At 57.6% G+C, this 22,495-nt stretch carries 12 protein-coding genes; all 12 read right to left on the bottom strand.

Annotated features, from left to right (window positions below; all coding sequences use genetic code 11):
* Positions 1-20: 20 nt before the first annotated feature.
* The gene (locus PQU92_RS02455) at positions 21-2,963 is read right to left on the bottom strand and encodes a beta-galactosidase (RefSeq protein WP_272746622.1); all 2,943 of its coding nucleotides are present in this window, start codon (positions 2,961-2,963) and stop codon (positions 21-23) included.
* Between the two features lie 50 nt (positions 2,964-3,013).
* Positions 3,014-5,872 carry a TonB-dependent receptor domain-containing protein gene (locus PQU92_RS02460; RefSeq protein WP_272746623.1) on the bottom strand — a complete coding sequence of 953 codons (2,859 nt, stop codon included), beginning with the start codon at positions 5,870-5,872 and terminating at the stop codon, positions 3,014-3,016.
* A gap of 532 nt (positions 5,873-6,404) precedes the next feature.
* On the bottom strand, positions 6,405-7,424 hold the full coding sequence (locus PQU92_RS02465; RefSeq protein ID WP_272746624.1) for a FecR family protein: 1,020 nt from the start codon (positions 7,422-7,424) through the stop codon (positions 6,405-6,407).
* Positions 7,399-8,001 carry an RNA polymerase sigma factor gene (locus tag PQU92_RS02470; protein ID WP_272746625.1) on the bottom strand — a complete coding sequence of 201 codons (603 nt, stop codon included), beginning with the start codon at positions 7,999-8,001 and terminating at the stop codon, positions 7,399-7,401. Before PQU92_RS02470 ends, PQU92_RS02465 begins: the two co-directional genes overlap by 26 nt.
* 518 nt (positions 8,002-8,519) lie before the next feature.
* A complete protein-coding gene (locus PQU92_RS02475; RefSeq protein ID WP_272746626.1) occupies positions 8,520-12,380 on the bottom strand; it encodes a TonB-dependent receptor in 3,861 nt (1,286 codons plus the stop codon).
* Between the two features lie 89 nt (positions 12,381-12,469).
* Positions 12,470-13,462, bottom strand: a complete 993-nt coding sequence (locus tag PQU92_RS02480; protein WP_272746627.1) for a FecR family protein — start codon at positions 13,460-13,462, stop codon at positions 12,470-12,472.
* A complete protein-coding gene (locus PQU92_RS02485) occupies positions 13,437-14,042 on the bottom strand; it encodes an RNA polymerase sigma factor (protein ID WP_272746628.1) in 606 nt (201 codons plus the stop codon). Before PQU92_RS02485 ends, PQU92_RS02480 begins: the two co-directional genes overlap by 26 nt.
* 221 nt (positions 14,043-14,263) lie before the next feature.
* Positions 14,264-15,091: an alpha/beta hydrolase gene (locus tag PQU92_RS02490; RefSeq protein ID WP_272746629.1), complete on the bottom strand. Its 828-nt coding sequence runs from the start codon at positions 15,089-15,091 to the stop codon at positions 14,264-14,266.
* A gap of 202 nt (positions 15,092-15,293) precedes the next feature.
* Positions 15,294-16,700 carry a glycoside hydrolase family 28 protein gene (locus PQU92_RS02495; protein ID WP_272746630.1) on the bottom strand — a complete coding sequence of 469 codons (1,407 nt, stop codon included), beginning with the start codon at positions 16,698-16,700 and terminating at the stop codon, positions 15,294-15,296.
* A gap of 26 nt (positions 16,701-16,726) precedes the next feature.
* Complete coding sequence (locus tag PQU92_RS02500) at positions 16,727-17,608, bottom strand: polysaccharide deacetylase family protein (protein ID WP_272746735.1); 882 nt, start codon at positions 17,606-17,608, stop codon at positions 16,727-16,729.
* Positions 17,609-17,670: 62 nt separating this feature from the next.
* On the bottom strand, positions 17,671-18,636 hold the full coding sequence (locus PQU92_RS02505; RefSeq protein ID WP_272746631.1) for a rhamnogalacturonan acetylesterase: 966 nt from the start codon (positions 18,634-18,636) through the stop codon (positions 17,671-17,673).
* Positions 18,637-18,878: 242 nt separating this feature from the next.
* Entirely contained in the window at positions 18,879-22,448 is a 3,570-nt protein-coding gene (locus tag PQU92_RS02510; protein WP_272746632.1) for a TonB-dependent receptor, read from the bottom strand.
* Positions 22,449-22,495 lie beyond the last annotated feature (47 nt).

Below are 22,495 nucleotides of genomic sequence, written 5' to 3' on the forward strand. Positions count from 1 at the left end.
CGCTCATTCGCACTCTTCAATCACCGTGCTTGGCGCATATCGACCAGTTTCACGCCTTCCAAGGCGTTGCCGGGCTTGCCGTCGGTCGTGACGGCAAGCGCGATCGTGTTGGCGCCGTTCGGGTTCAGGAATGCCGGAGGTATGACAAAGGTATTCTGCGGCCCGACGTTTGAGACATAGTTGCCAGCATGCCAGCCGTTGACGAAGATCAGAACGCGCGTGTGCCTATCGGTTTTTGTCTGTGTCGGATCGCCGAAAACCAGGGCGAGTTGCGTATCGACATCCTTGGGCAGATCCAGCTTGAAGGCAGTGCGCAGCCAGTAGGTACCCGGTGCAGGCGGGGCGGCGGTGACGTTGGCGGGCGTCCACCCGTCGGGTCTGGCGTCGGGTAGGTGCCAGCCCTTGCGTTCACCGTAGAGCCCGCCGTTGTTGAACGTGCCCCGCACGGGGTCCATGGTCTCGCCCTGACCCTGAATTTTCCACGTGATCGGCGTGGTGAAGCGTTGCGTCTCGTCAGGGCTGAGCGAGGCCGAGATTAGGCCGCGCCCCTCCTTGTGTTCCTCATTGGCGAACAGATCCCAGTTGTGCGACATGTTGCGCACCATCACCGATATCTGGTGCGTGCCGGGTTTCAGATCGACGTCGAAGCTGGCCTTACCCACCGTTGGGATTTTCGGATAGGTGAAACCGCCCGGCAGCTCGTTCTGACCGACGAACCTGCCATCGATCCACACCTGCACGAGACCGACCGCGCCACCGCCATAGGTCAGCTCCAGTTTTTTCTGAGTGGTCCTCGCCGTCAAGCGGCCCCGATACCAGACATCGCCCTGATGGAAACCGTAATCGCTCATCGCCAAAACCGGCTGCCCCGGCGGCGGCTGGGTCGGCACGGTGGCGGCAGAAACCTTCAGGTCCGCCACGCGCCATGCGCTGTCGTCGAAGGCGGGATCGGCTTCACGCGAATCCCAACGGATTGTCCATTGCGCCGCCATCAGATCAGGCAGCACGACGGCTTTCGGCTCCGCGAGGTACGAGGTCAACAGCGATCCGGAGGCCGTTGAATGGGCGTCCAGCGGTGTTCCGTTGAAAGTCAGCGTTTTCGCCGTCGCCCAGACTTCGATGGCCTCGGCTGTCTGACCCTCACCGGTCAGGTTCAGGCGCTCGCCATCCCACACCGCGCCTTTGACGATCGCGCTCGTGCGTTGCAGAACAGGCCCTTTGTCTGTCTCTTGCCGCCAGAATTTCTGGGTTTCGGCATCCTCACCAATGAGTAGCAGCAGCGGGGCGGCATCGCCCGTTATACGCAGTCGGATTAGGCCTTTGTGCTGATAGTTCAGACGCAGGTCGCCGGTCTTGGCGTCGTAAACCGTGGTCGCCAGACCCTCGATCACCTCGACCTTGGGCTTAGTCTTGAAACGCAGGACGGTCTCGCCATCCTCACCGACCCGACCATACAACAGAGCAATATCGGTCGCGCCCTGTTGAAGGTGGGTTTGCAGGTCCGACGTCGTATAGACCAGCTTTTGTCGCTCCAGCCCGTAATCGGCCAGCAGCAGCTTGGCGTCCTGCCCCTTGAGCCGCAGCGTGCCTTGTTGCGGGATCAGGTACGATCCGGCCTTCGTCGTCAGGCGAAATTTGAACGCATCATCACCCATGCCGTCGTGCGGTTCGTGGATGGCGAAGACCAGATGCCCAGCAGGTCCTGCGTTATGATAGAGCTTGACCTTGTCGGACGTCGGATAGAGCGGCTCGGCCTTGTCCATATGGGTCAGGAGCGGTTCCGCGGCCTGAGTGAACTGACCCAGTTGCTTCAGGGTATAGGCTTTGTCACGCAGTTGCCGCGTCTCAGAGATCGGCGCACCGTAGTCGTAGGAGGTATAGACGACGCTGGCCGGCATCCAGCCCCACGAAGTACCGCCGAACGCCATATAGATATTGTGGATAGTCACGCGGTTGATGATATTGGCGCCATAGAACGTCCGGACATAGCCCGGCCCGAGGCGTTTGGCGTTGCATTCGTAGTTCCCGACACTGCCCCAGTAGTCGAACCAGCCCGCGCCATATTCGGCGGCAAAGCCCGGCGTCTTCGGCGATGCCAGCGAACCGATCTGCGGCTGGGTCGTCGAATAGATGCCGTTATTGGGCGCAGGGTTGTGGGCTCCGACCTCGCCCTTCTCGTTGCACGATCCACCCGGATAGCCGTCGAAGGCATAGAGGTCGAGACCGGGCGCGGCGACCGTATAGTAGGTCTCGGAACCCTGCGGCACCCAGTTGGGCAGGGAGTTGGGGGAATTATGGAACAGGGGCACATCGATACCGTCGGCACGAGCCTTCTTGATCAGGTGATCCATATAGCGACGGTGTTCGTCGGAGGTGTCGAACAGTTCGTTCTCGACCTGATAGAGGATGACCTTGCCGCCGCGGCTGATCTGATGTCTGGCGATGATGGCGTTGATATGGGTCAGCCAGTCGTCGGCTTCCTTGAGGTAGTCCGGCGCCATCGTCCGCGCCACACCTGTTTGACGCGCCAGATAGCCGGGGAAGCCGCCGCGGGAGACCTCGGCATTGATATAGGGGCCGGGACGCACGATGACGTAGAGCCCCTCTTCCTCGGCCATGCGGATCGCCAGATCCATGTCGCGGATACCCGTGAAGTCGTACGCGCCCGGCGCGGGCGAGTGATAGCCCCAGTTGAAATAGAGTGCGACCGTGTTGAACCCCGAGGCCTTCATCTTGCGATAGACGTCGCGCCAAGCGTTTGTATCCGGCAGTCGGAACGGATGGAACTCGCCCGACCAGATGAACTCGCGATGGCCGTTGATCATCAGGGAGTGTTCATCCCAGCTTACGGCCTTGGTCGAGGAAGCGATGACAGGCGCATCTGCTGCCCTCACCGCTGCGGCTCCCGAAGAGGCCGCCAGGCACAGCCACATTGCGGAACAGAGTTTTAGCTTAAAGCGCATGGTTTCCATCCTGATGGTGTTATGGGTTTTGAATCGAAATCGTTGGGGTCTTAAAAGGTCGTCTTAAGGGCGACTTGAAAAGTCCGGCCCAGCACGTCGTAGGTGGCGGGCCATGTGTTCGAGAGGTACTGAGCTGAACCGGGTATCGGCGGCTCCCGATTCATCACATTCGTGACGCCCCCAAAAAGACTCGTTCGCTGTCCGAGCTTTAACATAATGGATAAATCGACATAGACCTGTGGCGCGATGCGCGGGCTGGTCATGTTTTCGAGGTCGGGCACGTTGCCACCGGCACGCCGGGGAAGCCGGTAGCTGTCCCGCCAGACTTCGCCGATATAGCGTACCTTAAGCGACACTGATTTTGCTTCCCCACGCCAGGTGAGAGTCGAGACGCTTTTCCATCGCGGTACAGGCTGACCACAGGTGCCACCAAACGCGCCTACACATTCGTTGTTGAAATGGCTGAGCGCCTGAACTGGATTGATCGTGAACCTCTGTGTATATGTGGCGTCTACCGCCACCTCCACGGTCCCGATCAGGCGAGATAGGTATCCCGACGCGGACAGGGTGTCTCGCAGACTCAGGTCGACGCCCGACACTCGGAGGCCACCGGCATTAGCGTTTGTTGTCTGGACGTAAGTCGGTTGCGAGATTTCGCCCGTCAACCTGTCCCGGTGGATCGCTTGGCAATACGTGTTCTCCGCCGCGACAAATTCGTAGTAGCAGAGGTTCAGCGTACTTTGCAGACCGCCACCGCCTGAGCCGATGGCGCCGTCTACGCGAATATCGAAAAAATCCACACTCATGACCGCCGTCGGCCGGTGGGTGGGCTGATACGTGGCCCCAAATGTCAAGGTATCTGACTCTTCCTGCCCCACCAAGGGGTTTCCACCCGACGTCACGCCGATGATGCCATTCGGCTGGACGAGTTCAGTGAAGACGGCATGGTCGGGCACGCCGGTCTGGATGCACAGCTTTCGAACCGCATCCGTCTTGTGATCGGCGGCAGCCCGGCTGGAACAGGGGTCCACGGCCGGCGTGAATATTGCGGATTGCTGATTATAAAGTTCGCCGATGCTGGGCGCGCGAATGGAATGCTGAAGTTGAGACCTGACGCTAAAGTCAGCCGAAGGCTGCCATTGCAGTCCTGCGGAGTAACTCCAGACCCCGCCGACACCCGCTAGGCTATAGTCGGAATACCGCAGCGCCGCAGTCATATCCAACCGGCCGATATGCCGTTGATTGGCGATGAGGGGTAGTCGGACCTCTCCGTAAACCTCCTTGACCGACACCGATCCCGATGTCGGGCGCAACGCCGTAAATCCGGCGATATCTCCGAGGTCCGCAGGGTAGTCGGGCTTAAGAATGGCGGTATTGCGGCGCCACTCAAAGCCGAGACTGTAAACGATCCGTCCCGTACGCAATGTCGGGCCGCTTCCCCTGACGTTCCCGGCGAAGACGTCCTGCGCGGCGTACTGGTAGTTCGTCGAACCAAAGGTGACGGACTGTGCGGCGGTCGGCGATATATTCGCGCCGAATATGTTTAGCACAGGCGGCTGTCCATTGTGCGACAACAGGCCCAGCGCAAATCGCGATCGAGAGACCGCCCCAGTCTGCCTGTCGCGATTTCGCATTTTGGCATAGGAATAGTACACATCATATTGCAGGCCGTATCGGCTGCCTCTAATCCCTACGACGCCCCGCGCCAAACGCCGTTCCGAGACATTGCGTCGCACGGGAATTTCAGCCATTCGCCGCCCAATTCCAATGGCGATTAGGCCGTCCTGCGGCCGGTTTGTAAAATCGATACCGCCTTGATTGATGGTAGTCGTCGTTGTCTCCAAGGCATCGATCTCTCGAAAAACAGCTTTCATCTCAGACGATAGAAATGGATTGGTCGTTTCGAGCAAAAACGTTCCGTTGATGTTGGTGGGCGCGAATTGCATCCGGGTGGTGTTTTGCGACGCGTGCAACTCGGCGTACGCGGTATCGGCAGACGTCACCTGAAATGTGAAGAACGCATTGGCCGTGCGCCGTTTGAGCGGGATGATCAGATAATTCGGCGGGCTATTATTATAATCGTCCTCCGGCGTCAGGGCGGGGCGCGCCGTCATGCCAGCATCGTCGAAGGTGAAACCCCGCCCGCCGGCACTTTGCAGGCCTGCCGCCGTCAGACTCATATCGAGTTGCGGGCTGGAACGGACGGCCCCGTACTGAGGTATTCCAAAAAAGCGCCCGTTGGGCAGGTCACCCGAACCCGTAGCGATCAAGCCAGGCCGACCGCCAGCCTCTGTACAGGTCTGACCCGTCGGCACCGCCAAAGCCTGACCCGGCCGGCTAGCACTCCAGCTTTCCTTCGTTACGCACCCATCGCCTGCGGCAAAATAAGCCCAGCCACCCATCTCACCGCGCGTGATGGCATCCCGATCCGTCGCATTGACGGCGACCATAACTATTCCCCGATCTTCGGCAAAGGCGCGGCCGACGGTCAGTTCGATCTCATGGGTTCGCCTGCCGGTGGGTTCGTCCCAGTCCGTCCGAGCCGATAGGTCTACACCCTTCAGATCGGTCTTCATGATGAAATTCACGACTCCCGAGATAGCGTCCGACCCATACACTGCGGACGACCCGCCCGTGACCACCTCGATCCTGTCGACCAGACCGGGCGGGATGGCGTTCAGATCCGTCGTCTGATCTATCCCCGCTATGGCAAAGCGGCGTCCATTTACCAGTACCAGATTGCGCTGCTCGCCCAGTCCGCGGAGATTGAGCGCCACGCTACCGCCGGGTACGGTATTGCCGGTGGAGCTGTTGGTCTGGGAACCGAGAAATTGCGAACCCTGGCTCAGCAGGGTCTCAATCGTCTGATCACCGGAAAGGTCTATCTGATCGCGCCTGATCCCCAGCAACGGTGCCGGGGACCGCGCCCCCCGGACGAGTAGTCTAGAGCCAGTAATTATCACTTCTACCGGCTCGACCTGTGTTTCGGCAACGGGATCAGGTCGGGATGATAGCAGCTTCGTCTCCGGTACCGATGTCCTCACCCTTAAAGAGATCACGGTCCCAGTGTCCGACGCGACTTCCAGACCTGTACCCTCTAGTAAAAATCCTAAAGCCGCCCTGACCTCCATGTGGCCCTTAAGAGGGCGGGTCCGAATACCCTTCAATGTGTCAGCAGGCGCAAAAATTTGTATGCCAGCCTGACGGGCAAACTCCGATATTGCCTTTGTAGCCGGTTCCGACGGGATATCGAATCGTTTCACTTGCGCCACCGACGCACTGGCGAAGCCAAAACCGACGGCAATAAGACCGGCCGCAAGTCCTGCCCTCCGACTTACCATTCCTAAAACCTCCCTGGGTATCCGCTTGTTTTGTGATGCGGACTTCCCTTTAGTTAGAGGCGCAGAGGGTCAATGTTCCGCCATCCGACACAATATCTTTCTAACTTGCCTTGGCTACGAGGCGATACTGGTGGGTGTCTTCGATAACCGTAAGGCTGTAAGCTGCGGCTACGGCGCTGGCGAAACCGCCCGGGTTGCGGGCTTCGAAAAGCCCCGTAATCTCGTGGGCCGCGATAGCCGGGTCCGTAATGACTATAACCTTGTCATTGTAGCGCGCGAACTCGGCAACCGCCTCCGCAAGGGTTTGTCCTTCAAGGGCGATGTGTCCACCCTGCCACGCCAGCGAACGTGATAACTCGTCAGGGGAAAGCGATTCTGGGGTCGCGCCCGCCGTTCTCCACATCCGACTATCGACTTTCAGGCGTTCGCCCGCGCCAACGCGGACAATCGTATCTGAGCCCGCTAGACGCACGTCGACGAGCCCATCCCTTACAAGAAGAACTACCTGATGGCTGTTCAGGCGCCGCACCACGAAGCTAGTCCCTAAAGCGACAAATTCCACATTTTCAGTATTTACGGTAAAGGGTCGGGTCGGGTCCTTCGCAACCTCAAACAAGGCTTCACCCGCTTCGAGGTCAACGCGGCGATGCCGTGCATTAACCAATGCTCGTAAATGCGTATCGGTATTCAGATTTACCAACGATCCATCCTTCAGCGGGACCGCTCTCGCTTCACCTTTTTCCGTCGTCAGTACCTGCGCCTGGCTATCGACAGCGGACAGTACGACCAGCGCGCCTGCCATTGACGCAGCGACCGCGCCGCCACCCCAGAAAACCTGACGACGTGACAGCCCCCCCGGGACAAGTTTGAAGCCCTTCCCGTCCCGCACCTCGGCCCGACCACGATAGTCCGGCCCCAAGGCCACCGCGCGCTTTGCATAGATCAATACGGCTTGTGCGCGTCCATACGCGCCTGGCCGACGGACGTCGCCTGATAGCCAAGCCTCAAGTTCGGACATTTCGTCTGGTGTCAGCGGACGCCGATCGGCCCTCGCTACCCACTTCGCCGCTGTGGCGTCAATATCTACCGCCGTCTCAATCGCCGCCACGATGGGGTTCATCCCTACTCAATGCCATACCTATTCTCTTAGATGCGCGTTCAAAGTCTTTGCCACTATCGAAAAGCGTACGCATGAGCAAAAAAAGACTGCGGCTCATATGTTTTTCAACGGTGCTTTCAGAAAGTCCGAGCGTTTTGGCTACCTCTTTCTGCGACATTTCCTGAACCCGTCGCATCAGGAACACCTCTCGAATTTTCCCCGGGAGCCGGTTAACGGCCTCGGCGAGATGTCGCAGCTCCTCGCGCCCACCCGCATGGTCCTCTGGAGAGGGTTCGATGGCCGCGACGTTCAACTCCTCAATTTCGGATACGGCATCGATGAATACGACGCGGGCGCGACGGATATGCAATGCCAGAATGGAGTAGGCGACCTGATAGACGTAGTTCCGGATGTTCAAAATCTCTGCCACCGACTCCTTCATAATCAGACGGGTGTAGGTTTCTTGAAGGATATCATCGACATCGATGTCTGGTGGCACCCTCCCGTTAAGCCACTTACGAAGCGCTCGCTCGTGCGGGAGTACATGGCGCGCCAACCATTCCGCGCGATCCGGCGATACGATGCCCCGTTCAGGCACGGTACAGCCCGCTTGAGATTAGGTTCATGTCCTTGCGCACACGGCGCCCCTGCCTATTTATTTGTTCGGTCAGACAGGCCCGGACGGATTCATGTCCAAAGGCCGACCCTCAACTAACTAGAGTTGGAGTTCATCCTTCTTCCGCTATTTAGGTCTCGGTTTATTTTCGACGGCGCCTTCCCGCATCGCAAAAAAAGGGCGGACCTTTCGGTCCGCCCAGTCTCGACCAGTTGCAGGGAGTTTGCTTAGTCTGGCCGCGCATTGATGCTCTCACTTGTACAGCGAAGAGATCACATGCGAACAGGAAACGCAGGCCAATCACCCAAGAGAGGCGATGCACCAGGACGAGCGCGGCAGCCACTGCGGAAAAGCTGGATCACTTCTCCAAAAGTTCAAAAAACGGATTGTGCAGTGCCGCGACGCTCACATTAGATTAGAGAGCTGGGCGAGCTGATTTCCGCCATAAACCTGCAAAAAAATTTCGGCGTTGCGGCGGCACCTAACGCCCGCGACCCCATTCAATGGAGTTTATAAACCACACCTACAGTGAAGCGACGCCCGCCGTAATTGTAGCTAAATGGGTAATTCGAGTCGGCAAACCCGCGGCTTCCATCGACAACGCTGGCTTCCTTGAGGAGGTTTCGGCCTTCCCAGTAAATTTCAAACCCAGGCGCAATTTCGTGGCTGACCTTGGCATCAAGGTAGGCATAGGCGCGGCTGTAGTAGGGCTCACTGGGGTTATAAGGCAGCCCCACAAAACTGGTGCTGGCCGGATTGGAAGATGGAAAATTGTAAGCGAGCTCGGTATTGGTGCCACATCCCGTCAAACACCGTAACATGGCGTCACGGGCCTGATAGGTCAGGCGTGCGATCGTTTTTCCATCGTCATACCAAAGGCCTATATTGAGGAAATAATCGGACCGGCCCGGAACGCCGACTTTTTCTCCTGTAACCGGATCAATCAGGCTCGCCGCCCCCTGTGCCCGGTTCGTCGAAATATTGAAGTCGGTGCCCGTGTGGCGCAATGGACCGGGCAACCTCGTCCAGGCCGCTTTGGCGGCAATCTCCCAGCCTGCGTAGGTGTAGGCTGGGCCATTTACATAGGTCGAGTAATCTACGGCGTAGTCGCTTAGAATACGGCCCGTATTCGGGTCAGCGTCCGAGCTGTTTTCAAACAGAGGTCCGCCTGGCACACGAACAAGAATAGGCGCACCTATTTTCACCTTTTGACGGTAATAGGTCACTGTAAAATAGCTATCGCGATTGATGTACCATTCCAGAGAGGTATTGACCCGGCTAGCCCTGTAGGGCTTCAGATCAGGATTGCCGACCGTGCCGCATGCCAAGTATGGCGCGGTGTCGCCCGATATGACGACACGCTCATCAAAGGTACAATTTCCGGACGGCCACAGACGGCTGATGGGCGGTCTCGCGACGGCGATTGCCCAATTGTATCGCGCTACGATTTTGCCCGGCACAAACCATAACGCCAAATTGTAACTCGGGAGCCAATCACTTGAAATGGCACCCAGACTTACCGGTCGCGCTGTTACGCTCGTCGTCACACGGTCCGCCCCTTCGTTTGCATTCCAGTCCGCATTCTTGGTTATCGCGTTGAACGTAACGAAGCCTGATGTGCGCAAATCTGTCCGAATGTAGCGCACACCGAAGTTTCCATCGAGCCTCATGCCGAGGGGCAACGTTCGGTCGAAATTGACCATGTAGTAAGCCGCATACACCTGTTCATTGGCTGAACTGATAGGTGTCGAATAGATGATCCCATCACTGCCGCGACACCATTTCATGCAATCTAGGTTGAAGTGCTGCGTGCCGACCATAAGCGCAAAGGCGCGCTGCACGTCCACCGTGTTCCAGAGACGGGCATCGGCATAGCCGTCTATTCCGGGGAGAAACCCGTTGGAATTCATCTGGACACTATTTCGATAAACATCGAGCAATTGCTCTCGCGTCACTGTTTCAACACCGTAGAGCGCGCCATTGGAGATGGGCGCGTAGCCATAGGCACACCGGTTAGCCAGCGCTGTGGTCGGCGTATTCTCACAAGCGCGAATCGTCCCCCTCATGGTGCTTGCCGGAACCGTGACGCCGTTCCCCAATGCGTATCCGCCCCCGGACCAGTAATCTGTTTGGAGGTTCCGGTAACTCACACCGACCTTGATACGCGATAAGACACTGGCGTCTGGCCTGCGATAGGTCAGATCGACCTTAGCCGCATCCTCAGCGTTCTCGCTTAACTTGGGATCGTAGGTGACCTGCACCGGGTTCGTAAATTGGGCGGCGTCTGCATTGGTGGCTGGGTTTAACGGATAGGCACTCTCAATCTGATCGGGATCGAATCCCGCCGGGAAAGTTACACGCCATAAACCCTGCTCCGTGGCCCGTAAGGTTGCCTGAGAATAAAGGATTGATCGGCGAAAGCGCGCGTCTGTCCGTTGATAGGCGGCTTGGGTGTGGCTGGCCTGAAAATCAGCGCTTAACGACCCATTTTTGTACGCCCCGCCGACTTGCAGGTAAGAGCTTTTCCATTTCTGATCATTCTGGATGTTGTCGTAGGCCAGCGCCGGATTGGTGATCTCAAGACTGGTGGCGTAGTGATTGGAGTCGATTCTCAGCGACCCTGGAACCACGTTGAGCGCTACGCCATAGATCGGAAACGCGTTGAGAACATTTCCGCCGCCTAACGTGCTATCCAATCGGATGCTTCCCGTCGGTTGGCCCGTGTTGAAAAGCGAATACCCGCTACCGGCCACAGGGCTGAGGGTATTGAGACTTCCGATCGGAATAGCGGTGTTGTTCGATAGGGACTGCGAGACGTAACGGGCGTCGGTGTAGCTCCACAAGACCGAGCCCAGGCCCCGGGTGCGAACCTGTTCGTCCATCTCACGACCGGCATACTGATACTTCGCGAAAACGGTCAATTGCGCATTGACGCGATAGTCCAACCGGATGTCCCACGCGGTGCGATCCTCGTAGTTCGACTTAAAGCGTTCGTTGACAGTGTTGGGTAAGTAGTCGTTCCACTGGTTCAAACATGTCACTTGCTCCCGTATGCGTTGTTCCTGAAGGGCCGCGCGGTTGGCGTTGTTTGTGCCGGGCTGTATACGGTTCAGATCGGTTTCGGAATAGAGCGGAAAGGCCGACAGGCATTCCGCCTTGGACTGAGCCTGGGATGACAACCTCACGATGTCGAGAGCTGAGTTCGTGCTGAAGGTACCGGTTCCAGAGGCAAGCGCAAAGGTCTGGAGCGGCGCATTAAAAGCCACATTGTTCCGATCAACACCGCTGACCAGCGCTGGATTGAGCGCGTAGGTCTTTTCGGGCGAATCATCCAGATCAAATAGTCGAACATAGCCCTGAGAGTTGTTCACCCCGGCCTGAGCGACCTGATGGCTATCATTTAAGCGGCGCGTTTGCGTCAGATTGAACAGAACGCCCAGTCGACCATCCAGAAATGTTCGCGTGGCGACGAAGTTGGTATCCGGAGACCATCGCTGGCTCAATGAATTTCGATCGAGCGAAACGCGCATGGAGAGATAGGGGCGCGGAAATTCAAATGCTGTTCGGGTTGTAATCACCACCGTTCCGCCAAGCCCGCCCTCGGTCATATCGGCTGTCTGACCCTTTATGACGTCGACGGACTTGATGATGTCGGCGGGCAGTTCACGCAGATCGGCGGCGCGCCCCCCACCATTGACGGCCAGATCGAACCCCGAGGCGGCGACACCCATGCCGTCGATTTCCACACGCGTCAGGTCGGGACCGTTGCCCCGCAAGCTGATATCGGCTCCCTCCCCCATGTCGTTCCGCGCTAGCGCTACACCTGCAATCCGAGAAATCGCTTCATTGAGGTTTCGATCGGGGAAAGACCCCACGTCTTCGGCGACAATGGACTCCGCCAAGGTCGCCGACATTCGGCGGCGCTCGATCGCCGATTGCTGAGCACGCCGTACCCCCACGATGATTACTTCCGGAATAGGCTGATCGAGCGACGACGGTTGCGCGGCGTCCACTTGAGGTGGCGGCGGGAGGCGTTGGGGATCGGACGGCACCGAACGCAAACGAAGCGCGATGACCGATCCGCGGTCTGAAGCGATCTCCAGACCCGTCCCTTCGATCATTCTCGCCAAGGCTTCACGTGGCAGAAAGCGTCCGCTAACCGACCGGGTTTTTATGCCTTTGATGCGACCCGTGGGCGCAATAATCTGCAAACCGGACTGACGACCGAATTCGGGCAGCGTTTTCGATGCCAGGTCAGAGGGGATGTCGAAGGCTTGGCTTTGCGCGGAAGCGACCGGCGCGAGGCACATAGCCGTCGCGACCACACCCAGTAAAACAGGGGTGTTCAGTCCTCTGCGCATCATTACTCCCAAGGCCTTTTTTATGCCCTCTTAGACTAGAGCGTCCCGGCGTGGCATTTCCGCCATCTCGCTCTGCTGTCTCAGGCTTTTTATTTGTAAGCCAGGACGATTTCGTCCCCAGAAACGCTGAGTTTGAGGTCAAGGCTCTCGGCGACGGCTCTGGCGAAACCTACGGGATCGCGTAGGTCGAACATTCCGGAAACTTCTTCCTGGCCAATTTTCGGATCGGACCAGACAATCTTCACGTCCCCGTATCGTCGAAATTCCGATACGGCGTCTTGCAAGCGCTGTCCCTCAAGCCCTACTTTTCCGACACGCCACAGCGACGCCTGCTCGATCTGGCCCGGCGCAAGTGGCACCAAACGAATGGCTGGTGTCTGCGCATCGGCGACGTCCGGGACGATGGCACCCATATTCGCATTGAGTCGAACGCGTTGCTCGGCGGTTCGCCCGCGCAACTCTGCAACGCCGGCCGATACTAACACTTTAATCGGAGCGCCCGGCAAATTCTGAATTAGCAGTCTCGCGTTGCTCGATACAACTTCGACGCCGCGAACGAAGACGATGAACGGTCGCGCGATATCATTCAGAATCGAAAAATCCACCTCCCCGGAATCCAGCCATATTTCCCGTCGTTGCGGCGAGTATTTGGTTCGGATGCTGGTGTCGGTATTCAGACTGACCGCAGATCCGTCTGCCAGCGGGATGGACCTGATTTCGCCGCGCCGCGTGACTAGGGTCAAAGGCGCGTCTGCTTCGATCATCTTGTAGACAGCTAAACCTGAGAGACCCGCCGCAACGGCTCCGCCGCCCCAGAGCCATTGACGGCGCGTTATTATTCGTCCTGACCCAGCTCCCGACGGGTTACGTCCTGACTGACGCTGAGAATCTATGGCGACCGCCCGCTGCAAGATCAGGCTGGCAGCCCGCGCGCGCGCAAACGCGCCGGGATGCCTGACATCAGCCGCCAACCATTCGTCCAAAGCCGATTCTTCGCTCGGATTCAGGTCGCCACGATCCACACGCGCCGCCCAATCGGCGGCCGCTACGTCAATCTTATTGGCGCTGTCTCCTGACGTCACGGTCCGAACTATCCTCACTCAATCTCTTCCCCCATGCTTTAGAGGCGCGAGCGCCCTCATTTCCGCCATGGGTCAGCAGATTTAATACCATCAGAATTCCGCGGCTCATATGTTTTTCCACGGTACTCTCGGCGAGGCCTAGCTTTTGCGCCACTTCGCGTTGGGACAATCCATCCACTCTGCGCAACAGAAAAACCTCTTTCATCTTCCGTGGCAAGGCTCCGATGGCGCCATAGACTTGCGACAACTCGTCTCGACCCAAAAGATAATCTTCTGGAGTTGGGTCCGACACATAAGCTTCGTACTCATCGACATCGCTTAGGACTTCGATCGGCACGATTTTCGAACGTCGAACTGTGTGGACCAGAACCGAATGCGCGACCTGAAAAATGTAGCCTCGAACGTTTCGAATATCCGCTACCGAATCCAAACCAATCAAGCGCGAATAGGTTTCCTGTACGATGTCATCAACCTCGATGCCCGCAGACGTTCGCCTTCGCAACCACACTCGTAAGGCCGGCTCATGTGGAATCACAAACCGTGACAGCCAGATCGTCCGCTCTTCAGACACGCGTAGCATTTAATGAAATCCCTGCGCCGTTCCCTTGGAACCTGTCGTTACCGGTGAAATCCGAACGCAGGCTTTTTTATTTTTGACAATATTGTCATATGCGCGGCGGGTTTTCAATGTGTACGGTTCATTTTGTCGTACATATTCGAGGGGTGTTGTTGGCGAGCACCAGTGAGCGTTAACATTCAATTTCGTCGCCTAGTCGCTGAGCGAACCATTATGGCAACTGGTTAGACATTCGCGTCGATGAAGCCCATGAACTGGCTCGGCCATCGCAGATACGCGTCCAGCAACAGGTCACCCTTTCGAAAGCCATGACCGCCCGTCGCAAAAATGTGCATCTCTGTGCGTACGCCGTGGCGCACGGCTTCGGCTCTGAAACGCAGGCTATTCTCCACGACAACGACCTTATCGTCCTCGGCATGGGTTAGAAACACGGGAGGCGTTTGAGCGGTGACGAGCTGGTCAGGGGAGTAACGATCCATTTCCTGCACGGTCGGCATCCGCCCGAATAAAGCCGGATTGGCGCCCGCCCATGCGATTGCCGGATCTAGTGACAGGACACCATAGGCCAAGCCAATGAAAGCCGGTTTCGAACTATGAGAATCCATCGGATCGGTGGGGTCGTACAGGGTTTCGTTGAACCGTGTGGCAAGGCTCGCGACGACGAAACCACCGGCGCTGAAACCAACCGCGCCCACCTTCTCAGGATCGATATTGAAACGGGAGGCGTTGGATTTGATGAGACGCAACGCCCGCTGTGCGTCCACTGTCCCCACATCAGGCCGTGACTGCCACCCATTGTCGGCAAGCCGGTAAAACAACACGAAACAGGTATAGCCTTTCGAGGCAAATACGGTCGCGGGCATGTATCCTTCCGGGTCGAAATAATTGGTCGCGAACCCACCACCCGGAATGATGAGGATAGCTTTTCCATTGGGATGCTTCGGTCGGAAGACAGCCAGCCGAGGTCGAGTGGTACCGGTTAGGCGGCGCACCACCTCACCTGGAACCCGCGAAATATTCTCGATTTGCTCAGAAAAGTCCTTCGTCGCCATCAGCGGTGCCTCGTGCGACCATAACGCTAAGACTTCTGACGGGACGGTTCGTCCGGACGGGACCGGTGCGGCAATGGGGTCTGAGGAGGTGCCATGGGCAAGACCCGCGGTCGCCGCAAGACTCGATGCCCCGAATGCGAATGTACGGCGATTCACGACAGGCGACGACATGAGGACCTCGGTCTTTCCGCCCGACACGGGCCTATACTGACAATCCGACGACGTTGTCCGTTCTTACCGGTGTACCCGTAACCTTGTCCACCTTGACGTTTTTCAACGACACGTTCCGAACGGGCAACTCCGCTTCACCTTTAATAAAACACAGGTTCTTCGCCTCACCGACCTTGATGCCTGAAACGTGCAGGCCTTCGATTGGCGTGAGCTTGCGCACATAGGTCGGCATCAGGGTGCGCCACTGGTAAAGGACGTCGGTCTCTACCGCCACGACGCTGCCGGCGATCTTTGTGGCGGAGACGTTCGACATGTGGATATTCTTCACGTAGCCCCCGCGTCGCTCGTTGGTCTTGACGTAGAGCAGGTTGTTGATCGCCACGGCCCAGCCGTCGCCGCGCTCACCCGACCCGACGAAGTGGCAGTTGTCGACGAAGACGTTCTCGATCCCGCCCGACAGTTCGCTGCCGACAGCCATGAGCTGGTGGCCGTTTTTGACCTTGCAATTGCGCATGACGACATTTTTGGTTGGGGTATTGAGCCGCCACGCGTCCATGTCGCGACCCGACTTGACCGAGATGGCGTCATCGCCCTGATCGAAGACGCAATCCTCGATCAGCACGTTCTGGCTCATTTCCGGATCGACGCCGTCATTGTTATGGCCGTGGGCGCGGACCTTGACGCGGCGAATGACCACGTCGCGGCAGAGCAGCGGATGGATGCACCAGAAGGGGCTGTCTTCGAGCGAAAAATCCTCCAGAAGCACGTTCTTACAGCGGTTGAGCTGCACGAAATGCGGACGCAGGTGGTTTTCGCCCACGACCATCTGACGCTCGCTGACCGGCACGTTCTTGTACGCCATGTTATATAGGGCCACCAAGGCATCCATGTGAGGCTTCGGCCGCGCGTACCACAGCTTCCACACGTCGAGTTTGGCCTTCAGCTTGCCCTCGCCGGTGATCGCCACGTTTTCGCAGTCGAACGCATAGACCAGCGGCGAATAGTTCAGGCACTCGATGCCTTCCCACGAGGTCTGTACCGGCGGCAGGTAGTCTTCGGGCTTTTCCGAGAACAGCAGGGTCGCGCCCTTGCTGAGGTGCAGATTGACGTGGCTTTTCAGGTGGACCTTGCCGGTCGGCCATGTGCCTTCAGGCACGACGACGACGCCCTGCCCTGCCGTATGGGCCGCGTCGATAGCTTTGGCGATGGCGGCAGAGGTGGCGGCCTGATCGTCCTGACGCGCGCCGAAGTCGGTGATCAGGAAGCGTTTAGCCGACCCAAAATCTGGCACGGTGATCGAGGGCATGTCGAAGGGCGCGCTGGCTGACACCGTTTTACCGGTCGGGCGCGGCAGGGCCATCGTCGAACAAGCCCCCAGAAGCGGGACGGCAAAACCGGCGTAGAGTACCGAACGGCGGGACAGTGAAAAGTTTGGCATTTGGCCTCCAGAATGCGGGTATCAGATCAACGGCACAGCGTGTCGAGGTTGGGCGTGGATTTGACTTTCGGCAGATCACTCAGATCGAGAGCGTGCCGCTTTGCGGCGCGCTCCATCACCGGCCCGTTGCCCCAGTCGCTCTCTGGCTCCAGATAGGCTGGATCGGCCTGTGCCTTAGCCAGAGTGACAAAACGGGCGCCAGCCTTGTCGAGCCGCGCCATGACCTGGGGCAGCATATGGGCTGACCAGGCACTGAGATGAGTCAGAAGGACTTGAGGCACGACGCGTCCATAGACTTTCCGCGACAGGGCCTTCATCCTAACGATACCGTCGTCGACCTGAGCCAGATATTGAATTTCCATCGCCCCAATGGCCACGGCGTCCCCTTTGGCGCGGCAACGATTATAGGCCTCCGTGTAGGCCCAGTCGCTGAAACTCAAAGTGACCTCGGCAATACTGTAGCGTTCGGCCTTGAGCCAAGCGATAGCGCCGTCGTGACGTTCGCCCTTCCCACCACCTGAGAGGTTCGGAAACCGGAGGACGCGCCAGGCCTTTCCGTTCATTCGGGGCTTGATGAAGGGCTCATTGGCCTCCATGTCGCCGATCCAAGCCGCCAGCGACTCAGCCCGACCAAGATTCATATGGGTCAGACCGTGATTCCCGAGCGGGTATCCAGCGCTTCTCCAGTAATCTAAGACCTCTCTGCCGTCAGATGCGGTGGCCAACTTACCGCCGTTTACAAACCCGTACGCCTCTTTTACGTGGTACGCTTTCAGCGTTTTCACGTAAGATTTTGCAATCTCAAGACGCGATGGTCCCTCTGTAAAGGCGCCTTGAAGCGGTAGATCGTCAACGGTAATGGCTATCTCAAATCGTTCCCCCGCTAACCCAGACGTTCCCACACACATCCAGGCGGCCGCGGACCCGATAATGGCGGCTGTCAACTTCTGGAGGTTCAGGCGGCTATACTTCACGGCAACACCTGCTTCTGCAACTCCGGTGCGATCGTGACCAGAGTTTGAGCCACCTGCCTAGCGAACAGTTCCGCGCCGCGCGCCCCCAGATGCGTGTAGTCGAAAGTCTGGGTCTGAGGCCTATTCTCGGTGACAGCGACCTCCACAGTCGGTGCCGCTGGCTTGCGGGCACCGCGGCTGGTACCCGTTTTGGCAGCGGCCAGTTCCTCAGTCGATGGCGTTTTTGACGACAGACTGAGGCTCTCCACAGGCCCCATGGCCTGTACGGTGTCGACCGACATTGCGTGAAGGTCAATGAGGGGCACCCCCATCTCGTTGGCTACCTTTCGTGCCGCAGCGGCCCAAGGTGCCAAACTGTCTTGCAGCGATCCGTCGACGAAGACCCGCCGAGTTAACGGCGTAACGAGGATAGGCACTGCCCCCGTTGCCCTCGCATCCACTACAAACTGCGTCAGATTCTGGGGAAATTCCGACTGGAGGTCCGTCGAGTGACCAGGCTTACCCGGCTGGTCGTTGTGGCCGAATTGGATGAGGATGAATACCTGGCTGTAACCCGGCACCTTCGCTTCGTTGAGAGCGTAATCCCACGACCCTTCGGTCCGATAGCTTAAGGTAGAACGCCCGCCGCGCCCCATGTTCACGCAAGCCACATAGGTTGTGACATGATGCGCACAAAACGCGCCACCCCACCCACTGTTCACCTGCACGGTGGAATCCCCGACAAGTATAATCTTCCGCAGTGTTACCTTTCCTGTCTTTCGGCGCGCTGCGGCGTCGCTTACGGAAACTGGAATGTCCAGAACAGGTGCCGGCAGATAGGTCGGCGTCGGTTTGAGTGCCGCCTGCTCAGCCAAACTTGATGTCGGGCAGACGCTTAGAGCGACACCGATAAAAGCGGCCACGCAAGAACGCGCGAGTTCATAAATGTCTGAGCCGATAGGCTTATGGCTGGGGTTCATCATTCAGCCTCTGGGTATTGGCATGGGCAGAGCATGGTGTGGATTATATCAGCACACGGCAGAACCTGACGGCCCAAAGAAGAAAAAAAGAGGCAGGCACCTTTGTAAAAGTGCCTGCCAGTTGCGATCTGGAGTCGCGGTATCCAACAGCGCGGGGAGTCCGGATCGGGGAAACCGACGGGCCGCCAGTGATCTGGAAGGCCCATCTTATCAACAGGACAGGTCCTATTGAAACGACATCCGCCTTACATCTTGTAGGTCAGACCGAACGTAAACCGGCGACCGCCATAGCGATAGCTGAAGGGGTAACCGTCGGCATTCGAGAATTCACGCACGCCTTCGATAACTGTTGCTTCTGCTAGCAGATTGCGCCCCTCCCAATAGATTTCCACGTTCGAGTTGAACTTGTGGGTCACCTTGGCGTCGAGGTAGCTGTATGCGCGGGTATAGTAAGGTTCGCCGGGATTGTAGGGCAGAGAAACGTATTGGTTCGTGTTCTGAGTGGGGAAAGCGTAGGCACTAGTCTGATTATCGCCACAAGCCGTAATACACCGCAGCATCGCGTCTCGGGTTTGGTAGGCGAGACGTGCATTGGTCTTGCCGTCATCGTACCAGAGCGCCAGGTTGATGAAATAGTCGGAACGATCGCGAGCACCCAGATTTTCACCGGTAATCGGATCAATCAGAGTAGCCGCCCCACCCGTCTTATTGGTCGAAATGTTGAAGTCGGCACCTGTATAGCGCAACTGCCAAGGCAGGAAGGTAAAGGCAGACTTAGCTGTCATTTCCCAGCCAGCATAGACGGAGCCCGGACCGTTGCGATAGGTGGTGTATCTAAAACGATAGCTGTCCAGACGCTGCCCAGTGGCCGGATCGACTTCATCGGTTCCCGCGAACAAGGGTTGATCGCTGACGGAATAGGCCTCCGGCGCGCCTATTTTCGTCTTCTGACGGTAATAGGCGAGAGATAAGAACGTGTCCTTATTAACGTACCATTCGAGCGATGTATTGTTCTTATTGGCCGTGTACGGTTTCAGTTCCGGGTTGCCAAATGTGCCGCAGGTCATGTCCAGATCTTCGCCAAGTTCTACCAAGTCGGCGATGCGTTCGTCGTAGGTACAGGAACCGGCCGGCCACAGGCGGCTCACGGGGGGACGGGTGACGGTTTTAGACCAGTGGTAACGAAGCACCAATTTGTCATCCAGCAGCCACAAATTGGCGTTGTAGCTTGGTAGCCAATCAGTGACCGTCCGGTCGATTGTGATCGGTTTGTTAATCGTCGTGGTCGTAATATTGGAATCAGGCGTGAGAGCATTCCAGTTGGCGTTCTTCGTGATCGCATTCAGCGTCACATTACCACGACCCGCTGTTTCGACCTGAACCATACGTACCCCGAAATTACCGTCGAACGTCATATCCCACGGCAGCTTCTGCTCGAACTCGGCGACGTAATATGCAGCAGTGATCGTTTCGGTCGTGACGTTGACCGGCATCTCATACATTTTGCCGTCGGAGCCTTTGCAGACCTTCATGCAGTTCAGGTTGAAGTTCACAGCTCCAGCCATCTGCGACAACGCCTTGTTCACATCGACAGAGTCCCAGACTTCGAACCCTTCAAAGCCCTCAATGCCCGGCATAAACGGACCGTCATTTTCAAGCACCGAATTGCGATAAATCGCCTCCAGTTGCGCACGTGTAACCGTTTCGGTCCCGTAAGACGCGTTGTTCCCCGTAAGCGGCACATAGCCGTATACGCAGGGGATGGTCGACGTGGACGTCGCTTCGCAAGCGCGAATGTTTCCGCGCAGTGTGCTGGTCGGTACGAAGACGGTAGATGTCGGCGAATACCCACCGCCGCCCCAGAGACGCGTCGTGGCCTTGCGCATGCTGGCGCCCGATTTGAAAGACTTCAAGAAAGGCAGGTTTGGCGTACGATAGGTCACATCCAGCTTTAGCTGATCTTCACCGCTTTCCGACAGCCGGGGATCATAGGTTAGCTGGATATTCTGAGTATATTGCGGCGAGGCAGCGTTCGCGGCAGCCTGGAGGGGGTAGACCCGGCTGATATCGTCGGGGTTGACGCCGGCCGGGTACTCCGACACCCAAAGCCCCGAAGACGTCACCCTCATGGTCAGAGTCGGCGCCAAAACCGAGCGCCGGAAACGGGCATCCGTCCTTTGATAGGTGCCTTCACTACGGCTGGCGAGGAAGTCGATGCTCAGCGGGCCTTTTCTGTACTGAGCGCCGGTCAGCAGATAGTTGTTTTTCCACTCCTGATCGTTCTGGATGTTATCGTAGCCCAGACCAATATTGGTAACCTGGAGTTCGGTCACGTGGTGGGTATCATCGACCTTGGCAGAGCCTGGCACGATATTGGAGGCGAAGCCGTAAATCGGGTAGGCAAGCCCGCCAACTGTGTTGGTGCCGAAAGGCTGGCTGTCGTTGTACCGGTAGAAACCCGAAACCGGATTGATTAGGTAATTGGTCGTGTTCGGGATCAGGGTGCGTGCGCCGTACGTCGTCGCAACGCCTCCGTCAGTGAAACCACGGTTACGCGTACGCGTATAGTCTTCGGTGAGACGGTTGGCGACCTGATACTTGGCATAGACCGTCAGATTGTCATTCACCCGATAATCGAAGCGAACATCCCAAGCGAGCCGGTCTTCATAGAGTGTCTTATTCCGATCGCTGGCAGTGTTCGGGACGTAATCGTTCCACTGGTTCAGACAGGTGATTTGTTCCTTAATGCGTTGGTCCTGAACGTTCCACCGGTTAACACTGCTGGCACCCGGCGTAATGGTGTTGAGCTGCGTCGTAGTGTATAGGGGAAACGCCGCTATACAGTCGGCCTTGGTTTTGGCAGCCGCCGACTTAGTAAGAATATCCAGAGCCGAATTCGTGTTGAAAGTCCCACCAGCGAGGAGGGTATAAGATTGCATGGGCGCGTCATACGCCCGTGCCGGATTGGACGTGACGTACCGGTCCGAATACTCGCCACTCGCGATAGACGGGTCATATGTAAACGTCTTCTCCGGAGACCCGTCCACGTCAAACAGCTTGAGGTATCCTTGACGATCGCTGGAGCCCGCTTGCGAGACCTGATGGCTGTCATTAAGGCGCCGGCTCTGATTGACATTCACGATGACGCCCAGTCGGCCATCGAAGAATTTGCGGGAAGCGACAAGGCCGATATCCGGCGACCATCTCTTGCTCAACGTGTTTTGGTCCATGCCCACGCGTAGGGATAGGTACGGCTTTTTAAAGTCCAGACCCGAGCGGGTCTGAATGATCACCGATCCTCCCAAACCGCCTTCGGTCATGTCCGCCGTCTGACCTTTTACGACATCGACGCTCTTGATGAGATCCGCCGGAAGTTCACGCAGATCCGCAGCGCGACCCGTCCCGTTGGAGCCGTTGATGGCCAACTCGGACCCGCCGCTGTTCACCGACATCCCGTCCATCTCGACGCGGGTGAAATCGGCCGAGTTGCCTCGCAGATTGACCGACGCCCCCTCACCGTAATCGTCACGTGCAATAGCCACACCGGCGACCCGAGAAAGCGCTTCGTTGAGATTGCGGTCAGGAAACGACCCCACATCTTCCGCGACGATGGAGTCAGTTGCCGTCTTGGCGCGCTTTTTCCGGTCAATGGCGCTCTGCTGCGAACGCCGCGTACCGACCACGACGACCTCTGTCGTCTCATCGGCCTTCGCGGCTACAGGCGCTTCTTGTGCATGCGCGCTATTAACCGCAGCGGCAAAACTAATCAGACTCGCGCCCGCCAGCAGGCACTTAGCAAAATGGCTCGTTTTCAATGTACTCTCCCCGTTGAGAAGGAGTTCCTTTGGAACTCTTATAAATA

This window comes from Asticcacaulis aquaticus, from assembly GCF_028550415.1.
Classification (GTDB): Bacteria; Pseudomonadota; Alphaproteobacteria; order Caulobacterales; family Caulobacteraceae; genus Asticcacaulis; species Asticcacaulis aquaticus.